Genomic DNA, 26,358 nt, shown 5'->3' with positions numbered 1-26,358 from the left:
ATGAAAGAAAAGCAGTTGGATCTGATTTGCATGGGGCGGGTCGCGGTAGATCTCTACAGCCAGCAGATTGGCGCGCGGCTGGAAGATGCCAGCAGCTTCGCCCGTTATCTTGGCGGCTCGTCCGGCAATGTGGCCTACGGCACCGCTCGTCAGGGGCTGAAATCTTCCATGCTGGCGCGCGTTGGCGACGAGCACATGGGGCGCTTTCTGCGCGAAGAGCTTAGCCAGGTCGGCTGCGACACCAGCCATTTAATCACCGACAAAGATCGGCTGACGGCGCTGGTGCTGCTGGGCATCAAAGACCGCGACACTTTCCCGCTGATTTTTTACCGCGACAACTGTGCCGATATGGCAATTACGGCGGACGATTTCAGCGAAGAGTACATTGCCTCCGCCCGCTGCCTGGCGATTACCGGCACGCACCTTTCTAATCCACGTACTCGTGAGGCGGTGCTGACCGCACTGAGCTATGCCCGCCGGAATGATGTGCGCACCGTGCTGGATATTGATTACCGTCCGGTGCTGTGGGGGCTGACTTCCCTTGGCGACGGCGAGACGCGCTTTGTTGAAGCCAAACAGGTCACAACCCAACTGCAATCGGTCCTGCATCTTTTTGATGTGGTTGTCGGCACCGAAGAAGAATTTCACATTGCCGGTGGGTCAACCGACACGCTGACGGCGCTGAAAAAAGTACGGCAAAACACCGAGGCGACGCTGGTCTGTAAGCGTGGAGCGCAAGGTTGTTCTGTGTTCCTTGGGCTGATTCCTGACTCGCTGGACGGTGGGATCAACGTCAGCGGCGTGCGCGTGGAAGTGCTCAACGTGCTGGGCGCAGGGGATGCGTTCATGTCCGGCTTGCTGCGTGGTTACCTCAACGACGAAGGCTGGGAGCAGGCCTGCCGCTATGCCAATGCCTGCGGCGCGCTGGTGGTTTCACGCCACGGCTGCGCCCCGGCAATGCCGAGTAAAATTGAGCTGGATGATTACCTTTCGCGTGAGCATCAGGTGCCTCGCCCGGATCTCGACACTCGCCTGAACCACCTGCACCGCGTCACCACCCGCCGCCGCCAGTGGCCGGAACTCTGCGTGATGGCGTTCGACCATCGCAGCCAACTGGAAGAGATGGCGCTCAAAAGCGGCGCGGATTTACGCCGTATTCCGGTGTTGAAACAATTGATTCTGCAGGCCAGCCGCGAGGCCGCCCAGCGTGCCGAGCTGGAGGGTAAGGCCGGGCTGCTGTGCGACGGTACCTTTGGCCAGGATGCGCTGAATTCCATCACCGGTGAAGGCTGGTGGATTGGCCGTCCGATTGAGCTGCCGGGGTCACGCCCGCTGGAAATGGAACACGGCAATATCGGCTCGCAGCTGATTAGCTGGCCGCAGGAACACATCGTCAAGTGCCTGGTCTTTTTCCACCCGGAAGATGCCCACGCGCTCCGCCTGGAGCAGGAGCAGAAGGTTGCCGAAGTGTACCGGGCCTGCTGCCAGTCGGGCCACGAGCTGCTGCTGGAAGTTATCCTTCCGGCGGATATGCCGCGCAGCGATGAGCTTTATCTCAGAGCAGTTTCCCGCTTCTACAACCTCGGTATCTACCCGGACTGGTGGAAGCTGCCGCCGCTGAGCAGCGCTGGCTGGGCGGCGATGAGCGAGCTGGTTGAAAAACGCGATCCCCACTGCCGTGGCGTGGTGATCCTCGGCCTGGATGCCCCGGTTGATGTGCTGCGTGAAGGCTTCAATGCCGCCGCTAATTACCCGATTGTGAAAGGCTTTGCGGTAGGGCGTACGCTGTTTGGCGAAGCCTCGCAGGCCTGGTTAAAACGCGATATCGACGATGCGCAGCTGGTGGCGCGTATCCGTGACAATTACCTGCGGCTGATCGCCCTGTGGCGCGAGCGCGGCCAGCATAAACAATAAGGAGAGCATTATGACAGTGCATTTAGGCATTAACCCGCTGACCTGGACCAATGACGATCTGCCTTCTTTAGGCGCCGACACGCCGCTGGACACCTGCCTGAGCGAAGGGAAAGAGGCCGGGTTTGAAGGTTTTGAGCTGGGGAATAAGTTCCCGCGAGAGGCCGGCGTGCTGGGGCCGATTCTCGATAAACATGATTTGAAGCTGGTCTCCGGCTGGTATTCCGGCCGCTTGCTTGAGCGCTCCGTTGAGCAGGAAATCGAGGCCGTACAGCCGCATCTGACGCTGTTGCGTGAGCTAGGCGCGAAGGTGTTGGTGTTTGCCGAAGTCACCCACTGTATTCACGGGGAGCAGCAAACCCCGGTGCATTTACGGCCCCGTTTCCCGGCCGAACGCTGGCAGGAATACGGCGAAAAGCTTACCGCGTTTGCCCGTTATACCCAGCAGCAGGGAGTACAAATTGCCTATCATCACCACATGGGGACGGTGATTGAGAGCGCGGATGACGTGAATAATTTGATGGTTCACACCGGGCCGGAAGTCGGGCTGCTGCTGGACACCGGGCACCTGACTTTTGCGGGGGCCGATCCGCTGGCGGTAGCCGAGCGCTGGATCTCGCGTATTAACCATGTGCATTGCAAAGACGTGCGCGCTGGCGTGCTGGCGGACGTGAAAAACCGTAAAACCAGCTTCCTGGATGCGGTGCTGAGTGGCGTATTTACCGTGCCGGGCGACGGCTGCGTGAACTATCCGCCGATCATGACGTTGCTAAAAAAACACGACTATCAGGGCTGGCTGGTTGTTGAGGCCGAGCAGGATCCGGCGGTGGCACACCCGATGACCTACGCGCGGCTGGGCTACGCTAATTTGAGCCGTTTTGCTCGCGAAGCCGGGCTGATTTAAGGAGGGAGCATGGCCGAATTACTTTCCCGCTGGCAGCAGCCAGACGCGAAGGGGCAGACGCAGCACGTCACGCCGGAAAACGCGGGCTGGGGCTACGTGGGGTTTGCCGCTTATCAGCTTCAGGAAGGGCAGGTTCTGGAACTGCCCGCCGTGGAGGAGGAGCGCTGCCTGGTTCTGGTTGCTGGGCGCGCGACGGTGGACACGCCGCTCGCTCGCTTCCCTGAAATAGGCGACCGCATGAGCCCGTTTGAACGCCGTAAACCCTGGGCTGTGTACGTGACGTCCGGCGAGGCGGTTAAGGTGCAGGCGCTCACCGCGCTCGAACTGGCCGTTTGCTCCGCGCCAGGTAAAGGGACTTACGCCACGCGACTGATTGCCCCGCAGGATATTGATGCTGAGGCGCGTGGCAAAGGCCACAACCAGCGCTATGTCCACAATATTCTGCCGGAGGACAGGCCCGCAGACAGTCTGCTGGTGGTGGAAGTGTATACCAACGAAGGCTGCACCAGTTCGTACCCGAGCCACAAGCACGACACCGATAATCCGCCCAACGAAACCTATCTCGAAGAGACTTATTATCACCGCCTCAACCCGCCACAAGGGTTCTGTCTGCAGCGCGTGTATACCGACGATCGCGCGCTCGATGAGTGTATGGCGGTGTACGACAAAGATGTGGTGAAAGTGCCGAAAGGCTACCACCCGGTGGCGACGATGGCCGGGTACGACAGCTATTACCTGAACGTGATGGCGGGGCCGGTACGCAAGTGGATGTTTACCTGGGAGAAAGATCACGCCTGGGTTAACGGCAGCGAGTACGGGAACAAATAAACCGGCTGAATCACTTTTTAACAAAGGCTGCCCGCTGAGGCAGCCTTTTTCTTTGGTGAGGGCTTGCCAAAACACGCTTTGTTTAAGCGAAGCGCGACTGCACATAATGCCGGGCAGAGGTGTATGATGACTTCTCTGTCAGGTTAATTTTAACGTGCAGACGACAATCAGCGTGACCTTTGCCGCCTGCCTGATTTAGGTTGGACACATGCATACAGGAACACCAGACAACGATTCGCCCTTTGGTACACTTCTGGGTTATGCGCCGGGTGGCGTAGCGATTTACTCCTCCAATTACGGCAGCCTCGACCCGAAAAATTACCCCGAAGACGCAGAGTTTCGTAGCTACATCGGCAACGAATACATGGGCCACAAATGGCAGTGCGTAGAGTTTGCCCGCCGCTTCCTCTTTTTAAACTACGGCTTTGTCTTTACCGACGTTCACATGGCATGGGAAATCTTCTCGCTGCGCTTTTTACGTCAGGTGGTGAACGACAATATTCTGCCACTGCAGGCCTTTGCTAATGGCTCAAAACGGGCGCCAGAGGCGGGTGCGCTGCTTATCTGGCAGAAGGGCGGTGAGTTTCACGAAACCGGCCATGTCGCGGTGATCACGCAGCTTATCGGCAATAAAGTGCGCATCGCCGAGCAGAACGTGATTCATGCGCCGTTACCCGCCGGGCAGCAGTGGACGCGTGAATTAACCCTGGTTGAATGCGACGGGCACTACACGCTGCAGGATACGTTTGCCGACACTTCTATTCTTGGCTGGATGATTCAGACTGAAGAGACCGCCCACAGCGAACCACAGCCAGACATCGGCGGTGAAGCGCTAAAAATTGGCGGGGCTCGCCTGAAGAATAAGCGCCAGTTTGACGGCAAATGGCTGAATGAAAAAGATGAGCTCCAGCGGGCCTATGTCCAGGCTAACGGCCACGTTATCAATAAAGATCCTTGCCAGTATTTCACTATTACCGAAAGCGCCGAGCAGGAGCTGATTAAGGCCACCAACGAGCTGCACCTGATGTACCTGCACGCTACGGATAAAGTGCTGAAAGACGACAATTTGCTGGCACTTTTTGATATCCCCAAAATCCTCTGGCCTCGCCTGAGACTTTCCTGGCAATGGCGCCGCCACCAGATGGTCAGCGGCCGCATGGATTTTTGCATGGATGAGCGCGGCCTGAAGGTGTACGAATACAACGCCGATTCTGCTTCCTGCCACACCGAAAGCGGGCTTATCCTTGAGGAGTGGGTTAAGACGGGCTATCGCGGAACCGGGCATAATCCGGCGGAAGGGTTGCTGGAAGAGCTAACCGGGGCCTGGAAGCACAGCAGCGCTCGCCCGTTTGTCCACATCATGCAGGACAATGATGCTGAGGAGGATTACCACGCGTTGTTCATGCAGCGTTCGCTGATGCAGGCCGGGTTTGACACCAAAATATTGCACGGGCTGGGCGAGCTGCGCTGGGACAGTGCCGGGCAGCTTATTGATAATGACGGCCGGGCGGTGAACTGCGTCTGGAAAACCTGGGCGTGGGAAACCGCGATTGAGCAAATTCGTGAGGTGAGCGAAACCGAATATGCCGCCGTGCCAATCCGTACCGGTCATCCGCAAGGCGAGGTGCGCCTGATTGACGTCTTGCTTCGCCCGGAAGTGCTGGTGTTTGAGCCGCTGTGGACGGTTATCCCCGGCAACAAAGCCATTCTGCCGGTGCTCTGGCAGCTGTTCCCGAACCACCGTTACCTGCTGGATACGGATTTCGAGGTGAACGAACTGCTGGCAAAAACCGGCTACGCGGTGAAGCCGATTGCCGGGCGCTGTGGCAGCAATATCGATCTGGTCAGCCACCACGACGAACTGCTGGATAAAACCAGCGGCAAGTTTGTGGCCCGCAAGAATATCTATCAGCAGCTGTGGTGCCTGCCGAAGGTGGATGGCAAATATATCCAGGTCTGCACTTTTACCGTGGGCGGCAGCTATGGCGGCACTTGTTTACGTGGGGATGATTCACTGGTGATTAAAAAAGAGAGTGATATCGAACCACTGATTGTGGTCAAAGACAGGTAGCGTTTTGGCGTGACGGAGCTTTCGATGTAGAGCTCATATCTCCAAAAGCAAAAAACCCGCCATAGGCGGGTTCTTCTGAAATAGTGGTGCCCGGACTCGGCCAAAAACGTCGGGAACGTTTTTGAACAGCGCTTGCGCTGGCCCCTCACGGGGTGAGTCTCAGGGATGAGACGAATAATCGAACTTCAGTTCGATGCAGAGTCCACTTCTCCAAAAGCAAAAAACCCGCCATAGGCGGGTTCTTCTGAAATAGTGGTGCCCGGACTCGGAATCGAACCAAGGACACGGGGATTTTCAATCCCCTGCTCTACCGACTGAGCTATCCGGGCAACGGGGCGCATTAAACCGTAAACCCCATTCCGCGTCAATGGCTTTGTTGTACAGCACGGTGCGTTTGCCTGATTTATGTGCGGGCTGTTACAGACTTCATGTTGAACCCCCTGGCAGAAGGTGCCATGATTGCGCCAGTTTTCTTATCCACTACGGGGCGCCTTGATGTTTACTCTCAATTCCCATGCATCTTTCGGGATGGCGCTCGTCCGTGCGGCTATAACCTTCCGAAGTCCCTTGCTCACCATGCGGTGAGGGCAATGCTTGCTCGCTGCAGGACATCAGTAAAATCAGGAGTCGCCTGGTTTTACTGATGTCTGGCGGTCGAAGTGGATTCACACCTAAGACCTTCAGAACGCCTTCGTTGGGGAGTTTTCCCTTTGCTGTGCCGGTTGGCACTCACTCATCCTTGCAGACGGGGATTTGTGCTTATGAAATCACTGAAAATTGCCGCCAGCCACGACGTGGCTGCATTACTCTCAACGCATCGTGAAGTGGTCACGCTCGACGAGACCGACTTCACCGATGTGGCGGCAGTTGTCATCTCCGTTGCGGACAGCCGCAGCGGTATTCTGGCCCTGCTTAAACGCACGGGTTTTAATTTGCCTGTATTTATTTTTCGCGAAACCGCCGTTGATGGTTTGCCTGAGGTAACCGGCGTGATTACCGGAAAAGCGCAGGATTATCTGGAGCTGGAAACCGCGGCCAGTGACTACGAAGAAGATCTGTTGCCGCCGTTCTTCAACACGCTGACCAGGTATGTGGCGATGGACAACAGCACTTTTGCCTGTCCGGGTCACCAGCACGGGGAATTTTTCAAAAAACATCCAGCGGGGCGGCAGTTTTATGATTTCTTTGGCGAGAATGTGTTTCGAGCCGATATGTGCAATGCGGACGTTAAGCTGGGCGACCTGCTGATCCACGAAGGTTCAGCCAAGCACGCGCAGAAGTTTGCCGCGAAAGTATTCCACGCCGACAAAACCTATTTCGTACTTAACGGTACCTCTGCAGCGAACAAAGTGGTCACCAATGCGCTGCTGACGCGCGGCGATCTGGTGCTGTTTGACCGCAACAACCATAAATCAAACCACCACGGCGCACTCATCCAGGCCGGTGCGACCCCGGTTTATCTGGAAGCTTCCCGCAATCCTTTTGGCTTTATCGGCGGCATTGATGCGCACTGTTTTGATGAGAAATACCTGCGGGAGCTAATTGCGGAAGTGGCACCTGAGCGTGCTCAGGAGGCAAGGCCTTTCCGCCTGGCGGTGATCCAGCTAGGCACCTATGACGGCACAATTTATAACGCCCGTCAGGTAGTGGATAACATCGGCCATCTGTGCGATTACATCCTCTTTGATTCGGCGTGGGTGGGCTACGAGCAATTTATTCCTATGATGGCGGACTGTTCGCCACTGCTGCTGGAGCTGAATGAAAACGATCCGGGGATCTTTGTTACTCAGTCGGTTCACAAGCAACAGGCTGGGTTCTCCCAGACTTCGCAGATCCATAAGAAAGATAACCATCTTCGCGGCCAGGCCCGTTTTTGCCCGCACAAACGGCTGAATAATGCTTTTATGCTGCATGCTTCAACCAGCCCGTTTTACCCGCTGTTTGCCGCGCTGGATGTAAATGCCAAGATCCACGAGGGCGAAAGTGGTCGTCGCCTGTGGGCGGAATGTGTGGCACTGGGCATTGAAGCGCGTAAGGCGATTATCGCCAACTGTAAGATGATCAAACCTTTTATTCCACCGGAAGTGGCTGGGCGTCCGTGGCAGGATCATCCCACGGAGAAGATCGCTCAGGAGCGCCGCTTCTTCAGCTTTGAACCCGGTGAGCGCTGGCATGGCTTTGAGGGTTATGCGAAGGACGAATATTTTGTCGATCCCTGCAAACTGCTGCTCACCACGCCGGGCATCGATCCAGAAACCGGCCGCTACACCGAGTTCGGTGTGCCTGCGGCGATCCTCGCTAACTATCTGCGTGAAAATGGAATTGTGCCGGAGAAGTCGGATCTTAACTCGATTCTGTTCCTGCTTACCCCGGCGGAAAGCCACGAGAAGCTGGCTCAGCTGGTGGCCATGCTGGCGCAGTTTGAACAACATATTGAGGACGACACGCCGCTGGCGGATGTGCTGCCCACGATTTATCAGAAATACCCGGTGCGCTACAAGGGCTACACCCTGCGCCAGCTTTGCCAGGAGATGCATGACCTGTACGTGAGTTTCGAGGTTAAAGAGCTGCAGAGGGCGATGTTCCGCAAGGAGAGTCTGCCTGCCGTGGTGATGAACCCGCAGGACGCCAACATCGAATTTATTCGCGGCAACGTGGAGCTGGTGCGCCTGAGCGAGGCTGAGGGGCGTATCGCGGCGGAAGGTGCGTTGCCTTATCCACCAGGCGTGCTTTGCGTGGTGCCGGGTGAAGTTTGGGGCGGGGCGGCGCTGCGCTACTTCCTGGCGCTGGAAGAGGGCGTGAATATGCTGCCGGGCTTCTCCCCTGAGCTGCAGGGCGTGTACAGTGAGACGGATTCGGACGGCATTAAGCGACTGTATGGCTACATGCTGAAGTAAGAGGGAATCGCACCTCACCCCAGCCCTCTCCCCAAGGGGGCGAGGGAGCAGAGCAGGGTGAAGTAATGCCGTCCGGGAATATCCCCTCTCCCTTTTAGGGAGAGGGTTAGGGTGAGGGTCAATTACCGCCGACGATAGCTCTTCTGGGCGTTATTCACTTTATACAGATAGCGACGAGACTCTGCGGATGGATGGCGCGTGGTCAACGTTTGATAGACATCGCCCGGCGCCATGCTGTTAATCAGGCTAAACGCCTGCATCTTATCGTTAGAGAACACCCGCAGCACGCTGCCCGCACCGCCGTTATAGGCCGTAATCACCGCATAGCGACGTGACGTTGGGTTATCAATCTGCCCCAGATAGCTGTTCTGCAAAATTGCCAGATAAGCCGTGCCGGTATCGATATTGCTTTCCGGGTCGAACAGGAAGCTGCGGCTTGGTTTGCCCCATTTCCCCTGCGCCTTAAACACGTCTACCCCGGCGCTGTGCTGAACAACCTGCATCAGGCCCAGTGCGTCTGCGTGGCTCACCGCATACGGGTTGAAGCTGGATTCCGTTTGCATGATTGCCAGAATCAGCGACTCGTCCACGCCGTATTTCTTCGATGCTTTACGCACCATACCGATGTACTTATGGGCACGTTTGTCGAGGTGGTTAGGCACAAGGTTGATGGTCACGCTATAGACGATTTTCAGCCCGGTACTGCGCTTTTGCAGGCGCGTTTGCAGCAGATAGTCGGCAAACTTCGTCGCCCGGCCTTCCCAGCGAATAGGCTGGCCGGTGTTATCCACCACCTGGCCATAAAGGAACGGTTCTTTGGAGATCTGGACGTCGTTGGCATCGGAATAGAGATCTATTGAGCCAGGATCGTCCCCCATCAGCAAGGTGGTAATGATGGCCTGGCGCAGGTGTGCGGCAGGATCGGTGCCCGCGATGGTCTCAACGGTGATGGTACCTTCGTCGAAGTTGATGTGGCTACGCGTCAGATATTGGTCGGTGTATTTGACGTAATCCTTCGGGCCTGCGATCAGGACCTCTTTCATACCCCAGATATTTTCGATGTTGTTGGCAAACTGCCCCATCAAAATATCAAACCCGTTGGTGTCCTTTACGTAGGCTTCGTTAAAAGCGTCATCGCCTTTTTTACTGGAACAGGAGATCAGCAACGGGGCCACGAGAGCCAGCGCGAGAAGTTTTTTCATCATTCCGTGTATGCGTGTTGTGTTTGCAAAAAGGTGCCGACGATTACTGTTTTTCTGGCGGGGTGAAGCCTTCGATATGGACTTCTTTCCCTTCAAACAGGAAATTGACCATCTCGTTTTCCAGCTCTTTACGGTGTTCCGGGTTCATCATGCTCATCTTTCTTTCATTGATCAGCATGGTTTGTTTGGACTGCCACTGCGCCCAGGCTTCTTTGGAGATTTCGTTATAGATCCGCTTGCCGAGTTCGCCCGGGTACAGCTGGAAATCCTGGCCTTCAGCTTCGCGCTGCAGGTAAGTACAAAAAATCGTTCTGCTCATGATTATTCCTCTTCTTCGGCGCGAACGGGCGCTAAGGCAACCGGTTCGGCTCGTAATTGTTGTAGCAGGCGCTCTACGGGAGCCGCCAGCCCGACGGACGGTGGCTGGCCTAAGTTATACCAGAGAGCGGAGCCTTCATCCATGCAGCCATCCATTGACGACACCGGAAGCCACATTGGCACAATGTCCAAATGGAAATGGCTAAAGGTGTGGCGGAAAGCCGTTAACTGCGTGAGATTATCTGCCGGAATACCTCGGTGCTCCAGCCAGCGATGTAATTCTTGTTCTTCAGCGAACTGTGGGAAGCAGAATAGGCCTCCCCATAGCCCTACCGTCGGGCGCTGCGCCAGGAACACTTCATCGCCATGCTGCATCATCAGCATATAGCCGGTGCGTTCCGGTAGCGTCACTTTAGGCTTCTTGCCCGGATAGGTTGCCCAGCTATGGTTGGCATAGGCCACGCAGCCGTTGCTCAGCGGGCAAAGTTCGCATTTTGGCTTTGAGCGGGTACAGACCATGGCACCGAGGTCCATCATCGCCTGATTAAACTGGCTAACGCCCTGTGCCGGGGTTACGCGCTCGCTGATTTCCCAGAGACGATTTTCGACCTCTTTTTTACCCGGCCAGCCGGAAACGGCATAGCAACGGGCGAGCACGCGCTTTACGTTGCCGTCGAGAATCGGGAAGTGTTTACCCAACGAAAGCGACAGAATCGCGCCTGCGGTAGAACGCCCGACGCCAGGCAGGTCGGCCACTTCGTCATACGTTTGAGGGAAAACGCCACCGTGTTTATCGGCAACCTGCTTAGCGGCTTTATGCAGATTGCGCGCGCGGGCGTAATAACCCAGCCCGGTCCACAGATGAAGCACTTCATCCAGCGGGGCGTTTGCCAAATCGGTTACTGTGGGGAAACGCGCCATAAAGCGCTCAAAATAAGGGATGACCGTCGCGACCTGGGTTTGTTGCAACATCACCTCAGAGAGCCATACTTTATAAGGCGTTTTCTCCTGCTGCCACGGCAGGGTTTTACGCCCATACTTGTGGTACCAGTCGAGGACTTGTTGGGCGAATTGAGGAGCTTGCATGGTCAACGCGGGATATCCGGCAAAGGTGTAATAAAGGAGCCGATTCCAGCACAGCGGCGTAAAGCTGTAAACCGGAACTTTCTGCCACTTGCTTCTCATCCTTAACTTTGGATAATGCCCGTTTCCCGAACACTAAGCGAAGCGTTAAGAAAACCATGAAGAATGACGTCATTTCACCGGAATTTAATGAAGAAGGTCGTGTACTGCGCCGCATCCGCAGCTTTGTCCGTCGCCAGGGGCGGCTGACAAAAGGCCAGCAGCACGCGCTGGATAACTACTGGCCGGTGATGGGCGTTGAGTTCCAGGCCGAGCCTGCCGACTTTAGCGAGATTTTTGGCCGCGAAGCGCCGGTCACGCTGGAAATCGGTTTTGGTATGGGCACTTCGCTGGTGACCATGGCGGAAACCAATCCGCAGCATAACTACCTCGGTATTGAAGTGCATTCGCCGGGCGTGGGCGCTTGCCTGAGCACCGCTCATGAGGCGGGCGTAGAGAACCTCCGCGTGATGTGCCACGATGCGGTTGAAGTGCTGGAAAACATGATTCCTGACAATTCTTTGAACATGGTTCAGCTGTTTTTCCCTGATCCATGGCATAAAGCACGTCATAATAAACGCCGTATCGTTCAGGTACCGTTTGCTGACCTGGTAAAACGTAAGCTGAAGCTGGGTGGCGTGTTCCATATGGCCACCGACTGGGAACCTTATGCTGAACATATGCTCGAAGTGATGTCCTCTATCGAAGGGTATAAAAACCAGTCGGAGAGTCACGACTACGTACCGCGTCCGGATTCACGTCCGGTAACCAAATTTGAACAACGTGGCCATCGTCTTGGTCACGGCGTATGGGACTTAATGTTCGAGAGGGTGAAATAATGGCAAAGAATCGTAGCCGTCGTCTGCGTAAGAAAATGCACATCGAAGAGTTCCAGGAGCTGGGGTTCTCGATTGCCTGGCGCTTCCCGGAGGGCACTTCCGAAGAGCAAATTGATAAAACCGTGGACGAGCTGATCGCCGAAGTGATTGCGCCGAACAAGCTGGCGTTTGACGGCAGCGGTTACCTGGTCTGGGAAGGTTTGGTGTGCATGGAAGAGATTGGCAAATGCACCGAAGAGCATCAGGCGCTGGTGCGTAAATGGTTGGAAGACCGCAAGCTCGAAGATGTTCGCATCAGCGATCTGTTCGACGTCTGGTGGGACTAAGCTTTAGCAAAAAACAGGCTGGTTAATTAACCGGCCTTTTTTTCAGGAGCTGATTTTTCAGGAGAAAATATGATCCGTAAAGTTCTTTTAGGCGCGCTGCTGGTCACCGCCGCTTCAGCACACGCGGACTACCAGTGCAGCGCCAATCCACGCGATGACGTGGTCATTAACCCGCAGTCCGTGCAGGTGGTGGGTGAGAACGGCAATCTGGTCATCGCGCCTGACGGCAGCGTGAAATACAACGGTGTTCAGAAGACGCTGACTGCTGCACAGCGCCAGCAGGCTCTGAACTACCAGAAAGCCCTGCGCACGGATTTACCGTGGATCGATAACGGAGCTCGCTCTCGCGTAGAGAAAAGCCGCGTAGCGCTGGACGGCATTATTGCTAAACAGGTTGGGGAAAGCAGCAGCATGCGTAATCGCCTGACCAAGCTGGATGCCCAGCTAAAAGAGCAGATGAACCGAATTATTGAACGCCGCCAGGATGGGCTGACGTTCCACTATAAAGCGGTCGATCAGGTGAGAGCCGATGGCCAGCAGCTGGTGAACCAGGCGATGGGCGGCATTCTTCAGGACAGCATTAATGAGATGGGCGCGCAGGCGGTGCTGAAAGGTGGCGGCAACCCGCTGCAGAATGTGCTGGGCAACCTGGGCGGCCTGCAAACGGCGGTTCAGAACGAGTGGAACAATCAGCAGGCTGATTTTGAACAGTTCGGCCACGAGGTGTGTAACCGGGTGGTGTCGCTGGAAAATCAGCGTAAAGGGCTTGTGGGTTCGCTTAAGTAATTTTCCCCTCACCCTAACCCTCTCCCCTCAGGGGAGAGGGAATAAAAAATTCTCTGCAGACTGTATCCCCCTCTCCCTTTGGGAGAGGGCCGGGGTGAGGGTAAAAACTTACGCGTCGTCGGCTAAAAACAGCTCCAGCAGGGAGTTTAAAAACAGCTTCCCGTGCTCGGTTATCTGCCAGTACTCATCCGTCTCAGTCATATAGTTTTTCGCCAGCGCTGCATCCAGTTGCGGGCGAATTATCGCTTCATCTAAACCAGTATAAAGCGTGAATTCACTGCGCGGCGCGGCTTCCAGCAGGCGGAAGCGGTTCATAAAGAATTCGAACGGTTTATCTGCTTGTTCAACGTCATGCTGGCGGTCGAGGTACTTTCCTTCCATGTATCCGCGCGGATGGCGCGTTTTCGCCGTGCGCGTAATGCGCCCGTCCGGGAAGGTGATTTTGCCGTGCGCGCCGCAGCCAATCCCCAGATAGTCGCCAAAGCGCCAGTAGTTAAGGTTGTGCTGGCACTGATAACCGGGCTTAGCGTAGGCGGAGGTTTCGTATTGCTGGTAGCCCGCGGCGGTCAGCAGCTTATCGCCTTGTTCGAAGATGTCCCACAGCGCGTCGTCGTCCGGTAGCTTCGGCGGACGCGATCCAAACAGCGTGTTCGGCTCGATAGTCAGTTGATACCAGGAAAGATGCGGGGGATTCAGGGCAATGGCCTGGCGCAGGTCGTCCAGCGCCTCTTCGAGCGACTGGTCCGGCAGGCCGTGCATCAGGTCAAGGTTAAAGCTGCGCAGCCCCAGGCCGCTCGCCAGGTTCGCGGCACGTTTAGCCTCGCCCGCATCATGAATACGGCCCAGGCGTTTTAATTTGGGTTCGCTGAAGCTCTGTACGCCGATAGAAATACGGTTCACGCCTGCTTTCTGGTAGCCAACAAAGCGGTCGGCTTCGACCGTGCCGGGGTTGGCTTCCATGGTGATTTCTGCGTCGTCCGCCAGCTTCAGGCGTGAGCGCACGCCGTCCAGTAGCGTTTGCATTGCTTCGCTGGAGAGTAAGCTTGGCGTACCGCCGCCAATGAAAATAGTCTTTACCTCACGCCCCTGAGCAAGCGCTACGTCGCGGTCAAGATCGCGCAGCAGATGACTCACGTATTCGTCGTGCGGCACGTCGCCTTTAAGCGCGTGGGAGTTGAAGTCACAGTACGGGCACTTCTGTACGCACCATGGGATGTGAATGTAGAGACTAAGAGGTGGCAAATTAGCCATTACGCATTGCTTCCAGTAACAGTTTTAGCGCTTGCCCACGGTGGGAAATCGCGCTCTTTTCATCGCGGGTTAGCTCCGCCGCGGTTTTCCCCTCGGACGGAACATAGAAAATAGGGTCGTAGCCAAAGCCGCCTTGCCCGGCAGGCGCGTGGGTAATCACGCCCGGCCAGCTGCCGTGAAACACCAGCGGCGTTGGGTCTTCCGCGTGACGCATATAGACCAGCACGCAGTGGAACTGAGCCTTGCGTTTATCGTCGGGTACGTCTTTCAGCGCTTCCAGAAGCTTGTCGAGGTTCTGCCGATCGCTGGCATCTTCACCCGCGTAGCGTGCGGAATAGATGCCCGGCGCACCGCCCAGAGCATCCACCGCCAGGCCTGAATCGTCGGCCAGCGCCGGAAGCCCGGTCACTTTAGCCGCATGGCGAGCCTTGAGAATGGCATTCTCAATAAAGGTCAGGCCGGTCTCTTCGACAGACTCCACGTTCAGCTCGGTTTGCGCGACCACATCGAGGCCAAAATCCGCCAGCAGATCGGCGAGTTCACGCACTTTACCGGCGTTACCGGTAGCTAATACGACTTTTTGCATAGTCAGTCCTGTGTTATTCGAGGGGGGCAATCAATGCCGCGACTTCCGTCGGGATCTGCTGCGGGCCGATAATTTTAACTTGTTTATGGCGACCAAGTTCGCCTTTCTCTATCACGACCTGACCTTTCGCTACCCGGAACTGTTTGGCCAGATATTTTACCAGGTGAGCGTTAGCCTGCCCATCTACCGGCGGTGCGGTGATGGCGACTTTTAACTCGTCGCCATGCATACCGACCAGGCTATCGCGGCTGGCCTTTGGCTGAATATACAGCCGCAGAACCAGCCCGTCAGGCTGTTGTGTCACAGCACTCAAATGGCGTACCAGAGGCCAGGGAACAGGTCCATACCGAGGTAGTTCAGCGCATAAAGGATCAGAATGACCACCATGGCGGAGAAATCAATGCCGCCCATAGCAGGCAAGATGCGGCGAATCGGCGACATCATTGGCTCGGTCATTTGCATCAGCACGTATTCAATAGGGCTGCGGCCCTGGCTTATCCAGCTCATCAGGGAACGCACGATGATCACCCAGAACACCAGGGTGCCGGCTGATTTCAGCAGCGACAGTACGCCGATGAGCAAGTTTAACGGATCGAGCGACAGCCCGCCGGACTGGATCAGCAGCAGAATAGGGAATTTCAGCGTGGTGAGGATAAACGCCACCAGCAGGGATGAGGTGTCAATTGGGCCCAGAGACGGCAGTACGCGGCGAAGCGGTCCGACAACCGGCTGGGTAACTTTAACGATGAACTGGGCGAACGGGTTGTAGAAATCACAGCGTGCCCACTGCATCCAGATGCGGATAAGCAGCACCATTACGTAAAGCTCAATCAGGGTTTTGACCAGGAAAGTCAACGTAAGCATGGTTTTCCTCAACAATGATGGTGATTAACGAGCGGGGTAATCCCGCGCGCCGAAAATAGCGGTTCCAATGCGCACCATGGTGCTGCCTGCGGCAATCGCGGCTTCCATGTCATCGGTCATGCCGAGAGATAATGTATCGACCGTGGTAAAGCGGTCTTTGAGTGCATTGCAGGCTTCTGCCATTTTGCGGCAAACGGCAAGCTGGCGCTCGTAATCCGGTTCTGGCGCAGGAATAGCCATTAAGCCTCGCAGCGTCAGTCCCGGTAAGGCCGCCACTTCGGCAGCTAACTGCTCCAGCTCACTCAACGCGATGCCGGACTTACTGTTTTCGTCGCTGATATTAATTTGAATCAGCACGTTTAGCGGCGGCGACGTCGGCGGGCGTTGTTCGCTGAGTCTGCTGGCAATCTTCAGCCGATCAACGGTATGGCACCAGTCAAAATTTTCCGCCACAAGGCGGCTTTTGTTCGACTGCAGGGGCCCGATAAAGTGCCATTCCAGCCCTGTTACACCTTGTTCAGCAAAGTGGTGAATCTTATCCACGCCTTCCTGCACATAGTTTTCGCCAAAGGCGCGTTGCCCGGCAGCAATCGCTTCTGCGAGGGCGCTCGCAGGCTTGGTTTTGCTGACTGCAAGCAGAGTCACTTCTTCGGGGCTTCTGCCGCAACGTGCTGCAGCGGCTGAGATTTTCCCATGTACCTGTGCCAGATTGTGCGCTATCTCATTCATGATCGTTGGAAGTGATATGGATATCGAAGAAATTGTGGCCCTTAGTGTAAAGCATAATGTCTCCGATCTACACCTGTGCGCGCGCCAGGCGGCACGCTGGCGAAAGTGTGGCAGGCTGGAAGCGTGCCCGGAGAAGGTGCCGGAAGTCGAAGAGGTTCTCAACGGATGGTTAAGTGAAGAGCAAACGTTGCAGCTTAATCGCGCGGGGCAGCTCGATTTTTCATTTACGCTCGCGAACGGCATCAGGCTTCGCGGCAATGCTTTTCGCCATCAGGAAGGTTACTCGCTGGCGCTTAGATTACTCGCGTCTTCTTGCCCGGATCTGCATACGCTTGGCGCACCACCCCAACTGAAGGCGCTTTTACGGGAAAGTGAAGGGCTGATACTGGTGACAGGTGCGACCGGAAGCGGGAAGTCTACAACCCTTGCCGCGATGATCCAGCATCTCAACCAGCATCTTGACGGCCATGTGTTAACGCTGGAAGACCCCATCGAATTTATTCACGTCTCTGGCCGCTGCCTGATTCAGCAGCGCGAACCCGGCCTGCACTGTGAAAGCTATGCTGCAGCGCTAAAAGCCGCTTTGAGGGAAGATCCTGACGTTATCCTGCTGGGCGAGCTTAGGGATAGCGAGACGATTGGCCTGGCGCTGACCGCGGCAGAAACAGGGCATTTGGTTCTGGCGACATTGCACACACGCGGTGCTGCTCAGGCGGTAGAACGGCTGGTGGATGTGTTCCCTGCTCAGGAGAAAAGCCTGATTCAAACTCAGCTTGCCGGAAGCCTGAAGGCGGTGCTGGCACAAAAGCTTGTACCGGCAAGTGACGGTGGTCGGGTCGCGCTGTACGAACTGCTGGTCAATACCCCGGCCGTGGCAAATTTGATTCGTGAAGGGAAGACCCATCAACTACCTGGCGTGCTGCAAACCGGCCAGCAGCATGGCATGCAAAGCTTTGCCCAGAGCGAGGCGCTGCTGCTGCGTGAAGGTAAGATTGCTGGGCACGACCGAGCAGCCAGCGGGCCATGGGAGACGGCATATTGAGCGCTTTTGTTGCTTTTGTGTGTATTGGTGTGTATTATTTCCATCATTCAGGGAGAGCATGATGACCTCTGCTGAGCTGATAAAGGAATTGAGGGCCACGGGGTGCGAACCCGTCAGGCGTTCTGGGGGCAGCCACTGGATCTGGTGGTCGCCCACAACCGGAAAAACGTTCCCCGTTCCGCATCCCAAAAAGGATTTGCCCGTCGGTACCGTCAAATTCATTCGTAAAATGGCAGGCATTTAGTCTGTCGCCGCCGGAGGTTGATAATGTTTTTTTCCGTTGGTGTGGAATTACCTGCAACTGAAAACGAAGCGTTTGGCATGGTCGTGCCCGCGCTATGCAATGATGAATTTGGCTGCGTATCGGCAGCAGACAGTCAGGCGGATATCGCCCCGATGGTGCAGGATGCGGTGCTGTCGATTGTGGATTTAATGGTGGAGAGCGGCAAAGACATTACTCAACTGTGTGATGCCGGGCCTTTTGCTTATGCCGCAGACCCTGAGTACAGCTACTGCCAGCAATGGCTGCTGGTTGATGTGGATTTATCCGCGCTGGAAGGAAAGCAGCAGCGTCTAAACATCATGCTGCCGGACGCGCTGCTGCGGCGTATTGATTCCCGGGTTAAACAGCCCTCTTCAGGCTACCGGGACCGCAGCCATTTTCTGGCGATTGCCGCAAGGCATGAACTGCTGAACGCAGGGAACGACACGCCCGGCAGTTAAGCTCTTCACGGGTGGTACTCAAACCAGCTTTCAAGAATAATCACCGCAGAAGCGGAGTCGATGCTGCCTTTGTTCAGAGCGCGAAAACCGCCGTGTTCGAACAACCCGGCTCGGGCTTCGACGGTGCTCAATCGTTCGTCCTGTAGAGAAACTTTCACACCAAAGCGGCCGTGCAACCGGTTAGCAAACTTGCGGGCTCTCGCCGTCAGAGGCTGTTCGGTGCCATCCATATTCAGCGGCAGGCCGACAACGACTTCTTCCGGCTGCCACTCTTTGAGGATTTTTTCTACCGCGTTCCAGTCCGGGGTACCGTCCTGTGCCTTAAGCGCCGTTAGCGGTCGTGCAGTACCGGTAATACGCTGGCCGATAGCGACGCCGATACTTTTAGTGCCGAAGTCAAAAGCCATTAAAGTTCCGCTGCTCATCAGGCGTGCCCCGCTTCGCTTGGCATGGTGTGGATATCGATACCAATCAGGCGGGCGGCCTCGCGCCAGCGCTCTGAAATGGGCGTGTGGAACAGGATCTCAGGCGAGGCAGGTGCCGTCAGCCATGAGTTTTCCATGATCTCCTGCTCAAGCTGCCCCTTTTCCCAGGAAGCATAGCCGAGGGCAACAATCACCTCTTTTGGCTGCTTGGCCGTGCCTAATGTTTCCAGCACATCACGGGAAGTGGTAATCACCGTGTCGTCGGAGATGCGAATACTTGAGCCGAAGCTGTCCGGCGGCGAGTGCAGAATAAAACCACGATCTTCCGCCAGCGGGCCGCCGATAAATACGGGTTTATCCAGGCGAATCGTGGCGTCGCGCGGGTCTGGTTCTATTTTTAGCTTTTCGAGAACGCCATCCACCTGCAGGTTTTCCAGCGGTTTATTGATGATAATCCCCATCGCGCCTTCATCGTTGTATTCACAGATATAGACTACGGAGCGCTTAAATAAAGGGTCCTGGAGAGCCGGCATGGCAATAAGAAAGTGATGCTGTAAATTCATTGTCAGAGGTTCTGATCCCGGTTGATAAAAGCGGCAGTGGCTGCGCGAAGTGTGGCCAGCTTACCACTAATGAAGGAAGGCGGGCTACCCGCCGTGAATCGTGCCTTCGAAGGGGAATGGCGGGTAACAGCTACCCGCCAGATGTATTTAGTGAGCGAGGCGTTTTTCGATGGCGTCGAACAGCATCCCGGTGATCGACACGGGGAATTCGGCTTCAATTTCTCTGATGCAGGTTGGGCTGGTGACGTTAATCTCGGTCAGGCGATCGCCGATAATATCCAGACCAACAAAAATCAGCCCTTTAGCTTTCAGCGTAGGCCCAACGCGGCGGGCGATTTCCCAGTCGCTTTCGGTCAGTGGCCGTGGTTCGCCACGGCCACCAGCCGCCAGGTTGCCGCGAGTCTCGCCGCCCTGCGGAATACGCGCCAGGCAGTAAGGGACAGGTTCACCGTCCACCACCAGCACGCGCTTATCACCGTCTTTGATAGCCGGCAGGTAGTTCTGCGCCATGCAGTAGCGGGTACCCAGTTCAGTCAGCGTTTCAGCGATAACGCCGATGTTTGGGTCATCCTGTTTCACGCGGAAAATAGACGCACCGCCCATGCCGTCAAGCGGTTTCATAATGATGTCGCCGTGCTGCTGCCAGAAGGCTTTCAGCTGCGCTTTGTTACGGGTGACCAGCGTTTCTGGCGTTAAGTCGGCAAACCAGGCGGTGAACAGTTTTTCGTTACAGTCGCGCAGGCTCTGCGGTTTGTTAACGATCAGCGTGCCTTTCTCTTCTGCGCGCTCAAGAATATAGGTCGCGTAGATAAATTCAGTGTCGAATGGCGGGTCTTTGCGCATCAGGACCACGTTCAGATCGGCCAGGGCGATATCCTGCTCGGTGCCAAACTCATACCACTTATCGTAGTTCTGCTCGACGCTGAGCAGGCGTGTGCGGGCGCGTGCTTCGCCGTTGTTCAGGTACAGGTCAGCCATTTCCATGTAGTGCAGTTCGTAACCACGACGCTGCGCTTCCAGCAGCATGGCAAAGCTGGAGTCTTTTTTAATGTTGATGTGTGCGATGGGGTCCATCACGATGCCGAGCTTGATCATTGTTGTTCTCCTTTAGCCCAGGTCGCCAAAGCGCACCTGCAGTGCGGTGATGGCGGTGAGCGCGGTGGTCTCAGTACGCAGAACGCGCGGTCCCAACAGAATATCAGTAAATTGGTGCTCTGCGGTCATGGCAATCTCATCCGCAGACAGGCCACCTTCCGGGCCAATCAGCAGGCGGACGCGCTCGACCGGCTGCGGCAGCGTGTTGATGCTGGCGCTGGCTCGCGGATGCAGATTGAGCTTCAGGGCGTCATCCTGCTCGGCGCACCAGGCGGCCAGATCCATCGCCGGGCGAATGTCTGGCACCCGGTTGCGGCCGCATTGTTCGCAGGCGGCAATCGCAATCTTTTGCCACTGCTGGAGTTTCTTGTTCAGCCTTTCCGCATCCAGTTTTACCCCGCAGCGTTCGGAAAACAATGGGGTGATCTCGTTCACACCCAGTTCCACGGCCTTCTGAATGGTGAATTCCATTTTTTCACCGCGCGACATGACCTGGCCGAGATGCAGCCAGAGCGGTGACTCACGGTCGTCTTCATTGCTCGCCAGGATTTTAACGCGCACGCTTTTTTTATCCGCCTGCACGATTTCCGCGTCGAACACCTGATTGCTGCCGTCGAACAGCTGAATGGCCTGGCCTGCGCCCATGCGCAGCACGCGTCCAACATGGTTAGACGCATCTTCGCTCAGGGCAACGTCCTGGCCAACGGAAAGATTTTCAGGATGGTGAATGCGGGGTATACGCATGAAGTGAGTTCCGGTTAGTTGCGCTGCAGGAATGGACTCTTATCCTGACTCTATCCCAAAAAGATAGAGGGGGATTTTCGCCCCCTTGTTCTGTAGATCGAGGGCGATATTCGTCACAGCAAATAAAGAATTGCCGCTAGTGTAGGTTAGCTGTTTCGCGCCTGGCAAGCCCGCAGCACATATGGATTATGATTGCCCTGGACTTTCGCAATGCGTTCATCCCGCTCGCACTCCCAGTTGTTGACCGGATAGCGTTTATCCCATGCCTGGAAGAGCTGAGTCTGCTGGCGAGAGAGCGACAGCTGGTATTGGTCGCGCATGTAGAAATAAGTGCGCGCAATCGCGCCTCGAGCACGTTCCGGCGGCTCGGCCACTTTATCCTTAAAATCAATTTTCATTGCGCACTGGCCGTATTGGCCTTCGCCGCCGTTCCACTGGCTGTACATGAAGTTATTTCTGTCGGCGTTAACCTCGCCCACGGCAGGCTGCAGGTTGTGCATATCGCTTTCTATTTTGCGGTATACCGGATCTTTGGCGCAATTTTTACGCCCGCCGTCCTGCCAGCACTGCAGCAGGTGACCGAACTGCCAGGCAGGCATGACGTGTTCCCATTCAATGCGGGTGGCTCGGTTTTCATTCTTCCGCACTTTATAGCCGCAGGACTCCAGATCCGGGATACCTTTTTTACCCTGCCAGCTGATCTTACAGCCGCAGTAGAAGTCGCCCGGAGCATCGGCGTTGACCTTGACGCCTGCGGTTTTGGCTTGTGCGAAGCTATTGATGCCGTTGCTGAAGGCGGGAAGCGAACTGAAGGCTGCAACGAATGCAACAGCCCAAGAAATTTTGCGAGACATTTCCAGAATCCTTACTAAAACGTGCCCGCACCCTACCTGATCGAATATCCAGTTTCAATCAGAGGTGGCGTAAAAACTCCAGAAATAAATGATTAATTACATGGGGTTGTAACGTCGGGTTTTAATAACTGGCCGCAATGAGTGCAGCGATATTCGGCTTCGCCGCGCAGTACCCGATTGTGGCGGCGCACGGTGAGCTGATGCTGCTGGCAAGGGCAGCGGTAGGGGAAGGTATTTTTGCGTACGGAATCGACTTCAAATTTATGCGTGCGGCGGGCCGGAACGCCGAGCACGGTTTCCATCATCCATTTCCATTCCCTGCCGTGAGGGGCGACGCGGCCAAAGTGCTTCCAGACCAGCAGGTGAGCCAGCTCATGGGGGACGACTTCATCGACAAAAGCCTGCTGGTTTTCCATCAACAAGACGGGATTAAGGCGAATTTCGTTGCTTTCCAGCCAGGCAGTGCCGGCGGCGGTGCCGCGCTGCTGATAGACCACTTTGGGCTCAGGATAGTGGGTGCCTAAATGCACGTTGGCCTGCTGAAGTTTTTCACGCAGGCAACGCATCACGGCTTGCTGAAGAGCAATGGGGAGTCTGGGGGCTTTCATAACGGCAGAGAATAATGGGGCGGGAAGCGCGGTGCAAGCCCCTCCCGCTACCGGAAGGGGCCGTCAGGACTTAGTTGTGTGCGCCGATTTCGCGCAATTTACGGCCTTTCATCAGGTTACGTTCAATGTGTTCCAGAGATACATGTTTTGTCTCAGGAATGAGCCACAGCGTCAGAACAATGAAGAACAGGTTCAGCGCCGCATAAACCCAGAAGGTGTTCGCATTGCCCAGCGTGTTCAGCATGGTCAAGAAGGTAGCACCGACAATCATATTGGCAATCCAGTTGGTGGCTGTGGAGCAGGTGATACCGAAATCGCGCCCTTTGAGCGGCTGGATTTCGGAACACAGCACCCAAATCAGCGGACCTGCGCTCATGGCGAAGCCAACGATGAACATCAGCAGCATGGCAACCGCGAAGTACTGCGCACCCTGAGAATGAATGCCAACGTGTAGCATGGTGCCCAGCACGCCCATGCCAACGGCCATGACCAGGAAGCCGAGTACCAGCGTAGGTTTACGTCCCCAGCGGTCAACCAGACCGATAGCAATGAAGGTAGCCAGCACGTTGATCAGGCCGACGATCACGGTGCCCCACATTTGCTGCGTGGTGTTGGCGAAGCCGGCGATTTCGAAGATTTTTGGCGCGTAGTACATGATGACGTTCATGCCGGTGAACTGCTGCATCACCTGCAGCAGCACGCCGAGAAAGACCGCCCGGCGGAAGTTAGAGTTATCCTTAAACAACGCCCAACCGCTCTGTTTCACCTTCAGGCTTTCGCGGATTTCTTCCAGCTCACGTTTCGCCTCTGCACTGGTATCGCGCAGGCGCAGCAGCACGCGTTCAGCATCATGGAAGCGGCGTTTGGCGGCAAACCAGCGCGGACTGTCCGGCAGGAAGAACACGCCAACCAGCAGCAGCAGAGCGGGAAGGGTGATCACCCCAAGCATCCAGCGCCAGGACTCGGTGTAGCTGAAGGCGGTATCGGAGAGATAAGCTCCCAGAATACCGATGGTGATCATCAGCTGGTACATGGAGATCATGCTGCCGCGGATCTTCTCCGGCGCAATTTCTGACAGGTAAAGCGGGGCGGTATAGGACGCGACGCCAACGGCCAGGCCCAGCAGGACACGAGAAACGATTAACACTTCAACGTTGGGCGCAAAGGCCGAGAACAGGGAACCGAGCACAAACAGCACGGCGCCAATCATCAGGCTGTATTTTCGCCCCAGCTTGAAAGAGAGCCAGCCGCTGCCGATGGCCCCGACGGCAGCCCCGAACATCATTGAGCTCACCACCCATTCCTGGGTGTGGGAAGTGATGGCGAAGTCTTTGGCGATAAACGGCAGCGCCCCGGCAATCACGCCGATATCCAGGCCAAACAGCAGGCCGGCGAGCGCAGCCAGGAAGCAGACAAAAAAGGTCATGCTTTTGTTTGAGCGCCCGGTTTTTTTATTGTCAGGCATATCGCCCTCCACGTGGATTTTTCGGATTTGACGTTTTTAAGGGTAGGGCAGTAAACGGCGGAAGTGTGTGATGATAATCACAGTGATGTAATCGTTTACACTAAAGGTTTAAATTGAGAAGAAGCTGAATGCCGATAAAACAGCGTATTAATCACGAGAAAGGTCTCTATTGTGGTTAAAGATCGGTACCGTATGAAACCTTATGTAACAGATGATGTGTTTGAACATGCATTCAAATAAAAATAGCAATGAAGGCGATTTCTGATGAGTGTAATCGTTTTCAATATGTTGCTGGTGATGGCGGGGAACGGGTCAGAGCGAGGCCTGGTGGCACAGATCCAAAAAGCAAAAGGCCAGCATAAGCTGGCCTTTAAAGCACGAAGCGGTGGCGGGTTATTTCAGGCCAGCGGCTTCACGCAGCAGTGCGGCTTTGTCGGTTTTTTCCCATGGAAAATGTTCGCGACCAAAGTGACCGTATGCGGCGGTCTCTTTGTAAATCGGGTGCAGCAGATCCAGCATCTGAATCAGGCCGTATGGGCGCAGGTCGAAGAACTCGCGCACCAGCAGGGTCAGCTGCTCGGTAGAGATTTTCTCGGTACCGAAGGTTTCCACCATGATGGAAGTCGGTTCTGCTACGCCGATAGCGTAAGAAACCTGAATTTCACAGCGGTCAGCCAGGCCTGCAGCGACGATGTTTTTCGCGACATAACGCGCAGCATAGGCAGCAGAACGGTCAACTTTAGACGGATCTTTACCGGAGAATGCACCGCCACCGTGGCGAGCCATGCCGCCGTAGGTATCAACGATGATTTTACGGCCGGTCAGACCGCAGTCACCCATTGGGCCACCGATAACAAAACGGCCGGTTGGGTTGATGTGGTATTTAGTGGACGCGTTCAGCCACTCGCCCGGCAGAACAGGTTTGATGATCTCTTCCATCACCGCTTCCTGCAGGTCTTTCAGCGCGATGTCTTCAGAGTGCTGAGTGGACAGCACAACCGCATCGATACCGACGATTTTACCGTCGTCGTACTGGAAGGTGATCTGGCTTTTCGCGTCCGGACGCAGCCACGGCAGGGTGCCGTTTTTGCGCACTTCAGCCTGACGCTGCACCAGACGGTGTGCGTAGGTGATTGGCGCTGGCATCAACACGTCGGTTTCGTTGGTGGCGTAGCCAAACATCAGGCCCTGATCGCCCGCACCCTGTTCCAGCGGATCGGTACGGTCAACGCCCTGATTGATATCCGGGGACTGTTTACCAATCGCGCTCAGAACAGCGCAGGAGTTGGCATCAAAGCCCATATCTGAATGCACATAACCGATTTCACGCACGGTTTTGCGGGTGATTTCTTCGATATCAACCCACGCGCTGGTGGTGATTTCGCCGCCAACCAGAACCATACCGGTTTTGACGTAAGTCTCACAGGCTACGCGCGCTTTCGGATCCTGCTCGAGGATTGCGTCAAGGACGGCGTCGGAGATTTGGTCAGCGATTTTATCAGGATGCCCTTCAGATACAGACTCGGACGTAAAAAGGTGTTTAGCCATATTTTCTTCACCCTAAGAGGATTTATTTAGTTCAGGCTGCTGCTCTGCGCCACAGCGGTGGCGAGATAGACCAACCCGGGAACTTATTGCCACAGATTGAAAAACAGGCAGTCTAACAGTTAATCAGTATAGATGGATTAACATCTGGACGGCCATTTTAGATTAGACAATCGGCAGATAGCCAGAATTTTTTAGGGTAACGGCAACATGTGATAAATCTTGAGTGGAAAGTGGAGCTGACACTGCTGGCAATTTACACATTTTGTTTTGCTTTTTACCCCTTATATGGGTATAAAGCGGCGCGCGCGGCTTAATCAAAAGCACACGATTCGTGTTGCCCACTTCCAGCCGGGTTGAGCAATTATTTAGAGCCTGTCAGGTACAGTGTTCGCAGCTTTGGCTTGTCGCATACATACTCAACGTATGCGTGGAGGTGATACAAGTAATGAACCGCCGTCATTCATATAACCCAGCACGCCGTTCTGGCGCGCATATGCTCCTCGCAGCCTGCATCTCATGTTTTCAAACTTGCCGATGTTTTACCCATCTCGGCGCTTCTCAGGATCCCCGGGCCGGTCTGTAATCCGCCGTGGTAACTGAACAAGGGCGCTCTTGTATTACAAGAGTTTTCTCGTGGTTTCGCCGGCCTGTCATACA

Annotated in this window: 28 protein-coding genes and 1 tRNA gene; 12 read left to right on the top strand and 17 right to left on the bottom strand. The window is 55.6% G+C overall.

The window, feature by feature from the left end:
• The 4 genes from LH86_RS01965 to gss all read left to right on the top strand — a co-directional run bounded on the left by LH86_RS01965 (window position 1) and on the right by gss (window position 5,714).
• On the top strand, window positions 1–1,914 hold the full coding sequence (locus LH86_RS01965; RefSeq protein WP_039297949.1) for a bifunctional 5-dehydro-2-deoxygluconokinase/5-dehydro-2-deoxyphosphogluconate aldolase: 1,914 nt from the start codon (window positions 1–3) through the stop codon (window positions 1,912–1,914).
• 10 nt (window positions 1,915–1,924) lie between these two features.
• The gene (iolE, locus tag LH86_RS01960) at window positions 1,925–2,815 is read left to right on the top strand and encodes a myo-inosose-2 dehydratase (RefSeq protein WP_039297947.1); all 891 of its coding nucleotides are present in this window, start codon (window positions 1,925–1,927) and stop codon (window positions 2,813–2,815) included.
• A 9-nt stretch (window positions 2,816–2,824) separates the two neighbouring features.
• Window positions 2,825–3,643 (top strand): 5-deoxy-glucuronate isomerase, encoded by an 819-nt coding sequence (iolB, locus tag LH86_RS01955; protein WP_039297945.1) that lies wholly within the window; start codon window positions 2,825–2,827, stop codon window positions 3,641–3,643.
• 208 nt (window positions 3,644–3,851) lie between these two features.
• Window positions 3,852–5,714, top strand: coding sequence for a bifunctional glutathionylspermidine amidase/synthase (gene gss / locus LH86_RS01950; RefSeq protein WP_039297944.1), 1,863 nt, complete (start codon window positions 3,852–3,854; stop codon window positions 5,712–5,714).
• A gap of 253 nt (window positions 5,715–5,967) precedes the next feature.
• Here the strand turns inward: gss and LH86_RS01945 are convergent.
• Window positions 5,968–6,043, bottom strand: a tRNA-Phe gene (locus tag LH86_RS01945).
• 432 nt (window positions 6,044–6,475) lie between these two features.
• Here LH86_RS01945 and LH86_RS01940 point away from each other — a divergent pair.
• The gene (locus LH86_RS01940) at window positions 6,476–8,611 is read left to right on the top strand and encodes an ornithine decarboxylase (protein ID WP_039297941.1); all 2,136 of its coding nucleotides are present in this window, start codon (window positions 6,476–6,478) and stop codon (window positions 8,609–8,611) included.
• A gap of 122 nt (window positions 8,612–8,733) precedes the next feature.
• Here LH86_RS01940 and mltC read toward each other — a convergent pair whose 3' ends face one another.
• From mltC to mutY, 3 genes are read right to left on the bottom strand one after another with little or no spacing between them, the layout of a single operon-like run.
• Window positions 8,734–9,813 carry a membrane-bound lytic murein transglycosylase MltC gene (mltC, locus tag LH86_RS01935; RefSeq protein WP_008461527.1) on the bottom strand — a complete coding sequence of 360 codons (1,080 nt, stop codon included), beginning with the start codon at window positions 9,811–9,813 and terminating at the stop codon, window positions 8,734–8,736.
• 43 nt (window positions 9,814–9,856) lie between these two features.
• Window positions 9,857–10,132: an oxidative damage protection protein gene (locus tag LH86_RS01930; RefSeq protein WP_039297939.1), complete on the bottom strand. Its 276-nt coding sequence runs from the start codon at window positions 10,130–10,132 to the stop codon at window positions 9,857–9,859.
• 2 nt (window positions 10,133–10,134) lie between these two features.
• On the bottom strand, window positions 10,135–11,217 hold the full coding sequence (gene mutY, locus LH86_RS01925) for an A/G-specific adenine glycosylase (RefSeq protein WP_039305842.1): 1,083 nt from the start codon (window positions 11,215–11,217) through the stop codon (window positions 10,135–10,137).
• Window positions 11,218–11,372: 155 nt separating this feature from the next.
• On the opposite strand from mutY, the gene trmB reads away from it, so the two are divergent.
• The 3 genes from trmB to LH86_RS01910 all read left to right on the top strand — a co-directional run bounded on the left by trmB (window position 11,373) and on the right by LH86_RS01910 (window position 13,204).
• Entirely contained in the window at window positions 11,373–12,092 is a 720-nt protein-coding gene (gene trmB, locus LH86_RS01920) for a tRNA (guanosine(46)-N7)-methyltransferase TrmB (RefSeq protein WP_039287659.1), read from the top strand.
• Entirely contained in the window at window positions 12,092–12,418 is a 327-nt protein-coding gene (locus tag LH86_RS01915) for a YggL family protein (RefSeq protein WP_008461534.1), read from the top strand. The genes trmB and LH86_RS01915 overlap by 1 nt, the downstream gene beginning before the upstream one ends.
• A gap of 69 nt (window positions 12,419–12,487) precedes the next feature.
• The gene (locus tag LH86_RS01910) at window positions 12,488–13,204 is read left to right on the top strand and encodes a DUF2884 domain-containing protein (RefSeq protein ID WP_039287658.1); all 717 of its coding nucleotides are present in this window, start codon (window positions 12,488–12,490) and stop codon (window positions 13,202–13,204) included.
• 108 nt (window positions 13,205–13,312) lie between these two features.
• Here LH86_RS01910 and hemW read toward each other — a convergent pair whose 3' ends face one another.
• The 5 genes from hemW to LH86_RS01885 are packed head-to-tail and all read right to left on the bottom strand — an operon-like array spanning window position 13,313 to window position 16,634.
• The gene (gene hemW, locus LH86_RS01905) at window positions 13,313–14,455 is read right to left on the bottom strand and encodes a radical SAM family heme chaperone HemW (protein ID WP_039287655.1); all 1,143 of its coding nucleotides are present in this window, start codon (window positions 14,453–14,455) and stop codon (window positions 13,313–13,315) included.
• Window positions 14,448–15,041 carry an XTP/dITP diphosphatase gene (locus tag LH86_RS01900; protein WP_039297938.1) on the bottom strand — a complete coding sequence of 198 codons (594 nt, stop codon included), beginning with the start codon at window positions 15,039–15,041 and terminating at the stop codon, window positions 14,448–14,450. Before LH86_RS01900 ends, hemW begins: the two co-directional genes overlap by 8 nt.
• Before the next feature lie 13 nt (window positions 15,042–15,054).
• The gene (yggU, locus tag LH86_RS01895) at window positions 15,055–15,354 is read right to left on the bottom strand and encodes a DUF167 family protein YggU (RefSeq protein ID WP_008461542.1); all 300 of its coding nucleotides are present in this window, start codon (window positions 15,352–15,354) and stop codon (window positions 15,055–15,057) included.
• Complete coding sequence (locus tag LH86_RS01890; protein WP_039287645.1) at window positions 15,351–15,905, bottom strand: YggT family protein; 555 nt, start codon at window positions 15,903–15,905, stop codon at window positions 15,351–15,353. Before LH86_RS01890 ends, yggU begins: the two co-directional genes overlap by 4 nt.
• 24 nt (window positions 15,906–15,929) lie before the next feature.
• Window positions 15,930–16,634 (bottom strand): YggS family pyridoxal phosphate-dependent enzyme, encoded by a 705-nt coding sequence (locus tag LH86_RS01885; RefSeq protein ID WP_039297937.1) that lies wholly within the window; start codon window positions 16,632–16,634, stop codon window positions 15,930–15,932.
• 16 nt (window positions 16,635–16,650) lie between these two features.
• Here LH86_RS01885 and LH86_RS01880 point away from each other — a divergent pair, with 16 nt between their 5' ends.
• The 3 genes from LH86_RS01880 (at window position 16,651) to LH86_RS01870 (ending at window position 18,399) form a co-directional block, all read left to right on the top strand.
• Complete coding sequence (locus tag LH86_RS01880) at window positions 16,651–17,676, top strand: type IV pilus twitching motility protein PilT (RefSeq protein WP_039305839.1); 1,026 nt, start codon at window positions 16,651–16,653, stop codon at window positions 17,674–17,676.
• 61 nt (window positions 17,677–17,737) lie between these two features.
• Window positions 17,738–17,920 (top strand): type II toxin-antitoxin system HicA family toxin, encoded by a 183-nt coding sequence (locus tag LH86_RS01875; protein ID WP_039305836.1) that lies wholly within the window; start codon window positions 17,738–17,740, stop codon window positions 17,918–17,920.
• Window positions 17,921–17,943: 23 nt separating this feature from the next.
• The gene (locus LH86_RS01870; protein ID WP_039297936.1) at window positions 17,944–18,399 is read left to right on the top strand and encodes a type II toxin-antitoxin system HicB family antitoxin; all 456 of its coding nucleotides are present in this window, start codon (window positions 17,944–17,946) and stop codon (window positions 18,397–18,399) included.
• Window positions 18,400–18,404: 5 nt separating this feature from the next.
• Here LH86_RS01870 and ruvX read toward each other — a convergent pair whose 3' ends face one another.
• The 8 genes from ruvX to metK all read right to left on the bottom strand — a co-directional run bounded on the left by ruvX (window position 18,405) and on the right by metK (window position 25,701).
• Complete coding sequence (gene ruvX, locus LH86_RS01865) at window positions 18,405–18,824, bottom strand: Holliday junction resolvase RuvX (RefSeq protein ID WP_008461550.1); 420 nt, start codon at window positions 18,822–18,824, stop codon at window positions 18,405–18,407.
• Window positions 18,824–19,387 carry a YqgE/AlgH family protein gene (locus tag LH86_RS01860; protein ID WP_039297934.1) on the bottom strand — a complete coding sequence of 188 codons (564 nt, stop codon included), beginning with the start codon at window positions 19,385–19,387 and terminating at the stop codon, window positions 18,824–18,826. Before LH86_RS01860 ends, ruvX begins: the two co-directional genes overlap by 1 nt.
• A gap of 147 nt (window positions 19,388–19,534) precedes the next feature.
• Window positions 19,535–20,482, bottom strand: coding sequence for a glutathione synthase (gene gshB, locus LH86_RS01855; protein ID WP_039297932.1), 948 nt, complete (start codon window positions 20,480–20,482; stop codon window positions 19,535–19,537).
• A 12-nt stretch (window positions 20,483–20,494) separates the two neighbouring features.
• Window positions 20,495–21,226, bottom strand: a complete 732-nt coding sequence (gene rsmE, locus LH86_RS01850) for a 16S rRNA (uracil(1498)-N(3))-methyltransferase (RefSeq protein WP_039297930.1) — start codon at window positions 21,224–21,226, stop codon at window positions 20,495–20,497.
• A 146-nt stretch (window positions 21,227–21,372) separates the two neighbouring features.
• On the bottom strand, window positions 21,373–22,080 hold the full coding sequence (gene endA, locus LH86_RS01845; protein ID WP_039297928.1) for a deoxyribonuclease I: 708 nt from the start codon (window positions 22,078–22,080) through the stop codon (window positions 21,373–21,375).
• A 92-nt stretch (window positions 22,081–22,172) separates the two neighbouring features.
• The gene (locus LH86_RS01840; protein ID WP_039297926.1) at window positions 22,173–22,688 is read right to left on the bottom strand and encodes a SprT family zinc-dependent metalloprotease; all 516 of its coding nucleotides are present in this window, start codon (window positions 22,686–22,688) and stop codon (window positions 22,173–22,175) included.
• Window positions 22,689–22,758: 70 nt separating this feature from the next.
• Complete coding sequence (locus LH86_RS01835) at window positions 22,759–24,153, bottom strand: sugar porter family MFS transporter (RefSeq protein WP_039297923.1); 1,395 nt, start codon at window positions 24,151–24,153, stop codon at window positions 22,759–22,761.
• Between the two features lie 393 nt (window positions 24,154–24,546).
• On the bottom strand, window positions 24,547–25,701 hold the full coding sequence (gene metK, locus LH86_RS01830; RefSeq protein ID WP_008461565.1) for a methionine adenosyltransferase: 1,155 nt from the start codon (window positions 25,699–25,701) through the stop codon (window positions 24,547–24,549).
• A gap of 445 nt (window positions 25,702–26,146) precedes the next feature.
• Between metK and LH86_RS23005 the strand changes: the two genes are divergently transcribed.
• Window positions 26,147–26,284 carry a hypothetical protein gene (locus LH86_RS23005; protein ID WP_419656403.1) on the top strand — a complete coding sequence of 46 codons (138 nt, stop codon included), beginning with the start codon at window positions 26,147–26,149 and terminating at the stop codon, window positions 26,282–26,284.
• Window positions 26,285–26,358 lie beyond the last annotated feature (74 nt).

The sequence above is a fragment of the Cedecea neteri genome (assembly GCF_000758325.1).
In the GTDB taxonomy this organism is placed as follows: Bacteria; Pseudomonadota; Gammaproteobacteria; order Enterobacterales; family Enterobacteriaceae; genus Cedecea; species Cedecea neteri_B.
The sequence above is the reverse complement of the archived record's forward strand: the minus strand, read 5'-3'. Positions and strand labels throughout refer to the sequence as shown.

Excerpts from the sequence above, each read along its gene's own strand:
- LH86_RS01835 (WP_039297923.1), bottom strand. The coding sequence starts at position 24,153 with ATGCCTGACAATAAAAAAACCGGGCGCTCAAACAAAAGCATGACCTTT.
- LH86_RS01965 (WP_039297949.1), top strand. The coding sequence starts at position 1 with ATGAAAGAAAAGCAGTTGGATCTGATTTGCATGGGGCGGGTCGCGGTA.
- mltC (WP_008461527.1), bottom strand. The coding sequence starts at position 9,813 with ATGAAAAAACTTCTCGCGCTGGCTCTCGTGGCCCCGTTGCTGATCTCC.
- LH86_RS01880 (WP_039305839.1), top strand. The coding sequence starts at position 16,651 with ATGGATATCGAAGAAATTGTGGCCCTTAGTGTAAAGCATAATGTCTCC.
- LH86_RS01875 (WP_039305836.1), top strand. The coding sequence starts at position 17,738 with ATGACCTCTGCTGAGCTGATAAAGGAATTGAGGGCCACGGGGTGCGAA.
- gshB (WP_039297932.1), bottom strand. The coding sequence starts at position 20,482 with ATGATCAAGCTCGGCATCGTGATGGACCCCATCGCACACATCAACATT.
- LH86_RS01910 (WP_039287658.1), top strand. The coding sequence starts at position 12,488 with ATGATCCGTAAAGTTCTTTTAGGCGCGCTGCTGGTCACCGCCGCTTCA.
- mutY (WP_039305842.1), bottom strand. The coding sequence starts at position 11,217 with ATGCAAGCTCCTCAATTCGCCCAACAAGTCCTCGACTGGTACCACAAG.
- LH86_RS01870 (WP_039297936.1), top strand. The coding sequence starts at position 17,944 with ATGTTTTTTTCCGTTGGTGTGGAATTACCTGCAACTGAAAACGAAGCG.
- ruvX (WP_008461550.1), bottom strand. The coding sequence starts at position 18,824 with ATGAGCAGCGGAACTTTAATGGCTTTTGACTTCGGCACTAAAAGTATC.
- LH86_RS01900 (WP_039297938.1), bottom strand. The coding sequence starts at position 15,041 with ATGCAAAAAGTCGTATTAGCTACCGGTAACGCCGGTAAAGTGCGTGAA.
- metK (WP_008461565.1), bottom strand. The coding sequence starts at position 25,701 with ATGGCTAAACACCTTTTTACGTCCGAGTCTGTATCTGAAGGGCATCCT.
- LH86_RS01930 (WP_039297939.1), bottom strand. The coding sequence starts at position 10,132 with ATGAGCAGAACGATTTTTTGTACTTACCTGCAGCGCGAAGCTGAAGGC.
- gss (WP_039297944.1), top strand. The coding sequence starts at position 3,852 with ATGCATACAGGAACACCAGACAACGATTCGCCCTTTGGTACACTTCTG.
- endA (WP_039297928.1), bottom strand. The coding sequence starts at position 22,080 with ATGTCTCGCAAAATTTCTTGGGCTGTTGCATTCGTTGCAGCCTTCAGT.
- LH86_RS23005 (WP_419656403.1), top strand. The coding sequence starts at position 26,147 with ATGAACCGCCGTCATTCATATAACCCAGCACGCCGTTCTGGCGCGCAT.
- iolE (WP_039297947.1), top strand. The coding sequence starts at position 1,925 with ATGACAGTGCATTTAGGCATTAACCCGCTGACCTGGACCAATGACGAT.
- LH86_RS01915 (WP_008461534.1), top strand. The coding sequence starts at position 12,092 with ATGGCAAAGAATCGTAGCCGTCGTCTGCGTAAGAAAATGCACATCGAA.
- LH86_RS01940 (WP_039297941.1), top strand. The coding sequence starts at position 6,476 with ATGAAATCACTGAAAATTGCCGCCAGCCACGACGTGGCTGCATTACTC.
- hemW (WP_039287655.1), bottom strand. The coding sequence starts at position 14,455 with ATGGCTAATTTGCCACCTCTTAGTCTCTACATTCACATCCCATGGTGC.
- rsmE (WP_039297930.1), bottom strand. The coding sequence starts at position 21,226 with ATGCGTATACCCCGCATTCACCATCCTGAAAATCTTTCCGTTGGCCAG.
- iolB (WP_039297945.1), top strand. The coding sequence starts at position 2,825 with ATGGCCGAATTACTTTCCCGCTGGCAGCAGCCAGACGCGAAGGGGCAG.
- LH86_RS01840 (WP_039297926.1), bottom strand. The coding sequence starts at position 22,688 with ATGAAAGCCCCCAGACTCCCCATTGCTCTTCAGCAAGCCGTGATGCGT.
- trmB (WP_039287659.1), top strand. The coding sequence starts at position 11,373 with ATGAAGAATGACGTCATTTCACCGGAATTTAATGAAGAAGGTCGTGTA.
- LH86_RS01860 (WP_039297934.1), bottom strand. The coding sequence starts at position 19,387 with ATGAATTTACAGCATCACTTTCTTATTGCCATGCCGGCTCTCCAGGAC.
- LH86_RS01885 (WP_039297937.1), bottom strand. The coding sequence starts at position 16,634 with ATGAATGAGATAGCGCACAATCTGGCACAGGTACATGGGAAAATCTCA.
- LH86_RS01890 (WP_039287645.1), bottom strand. The coding sequence starts at position 15,905 with ATGCTTACGTTGACTTTCCTGGTCAAAACCCTGATTGAGCTTTACGTA.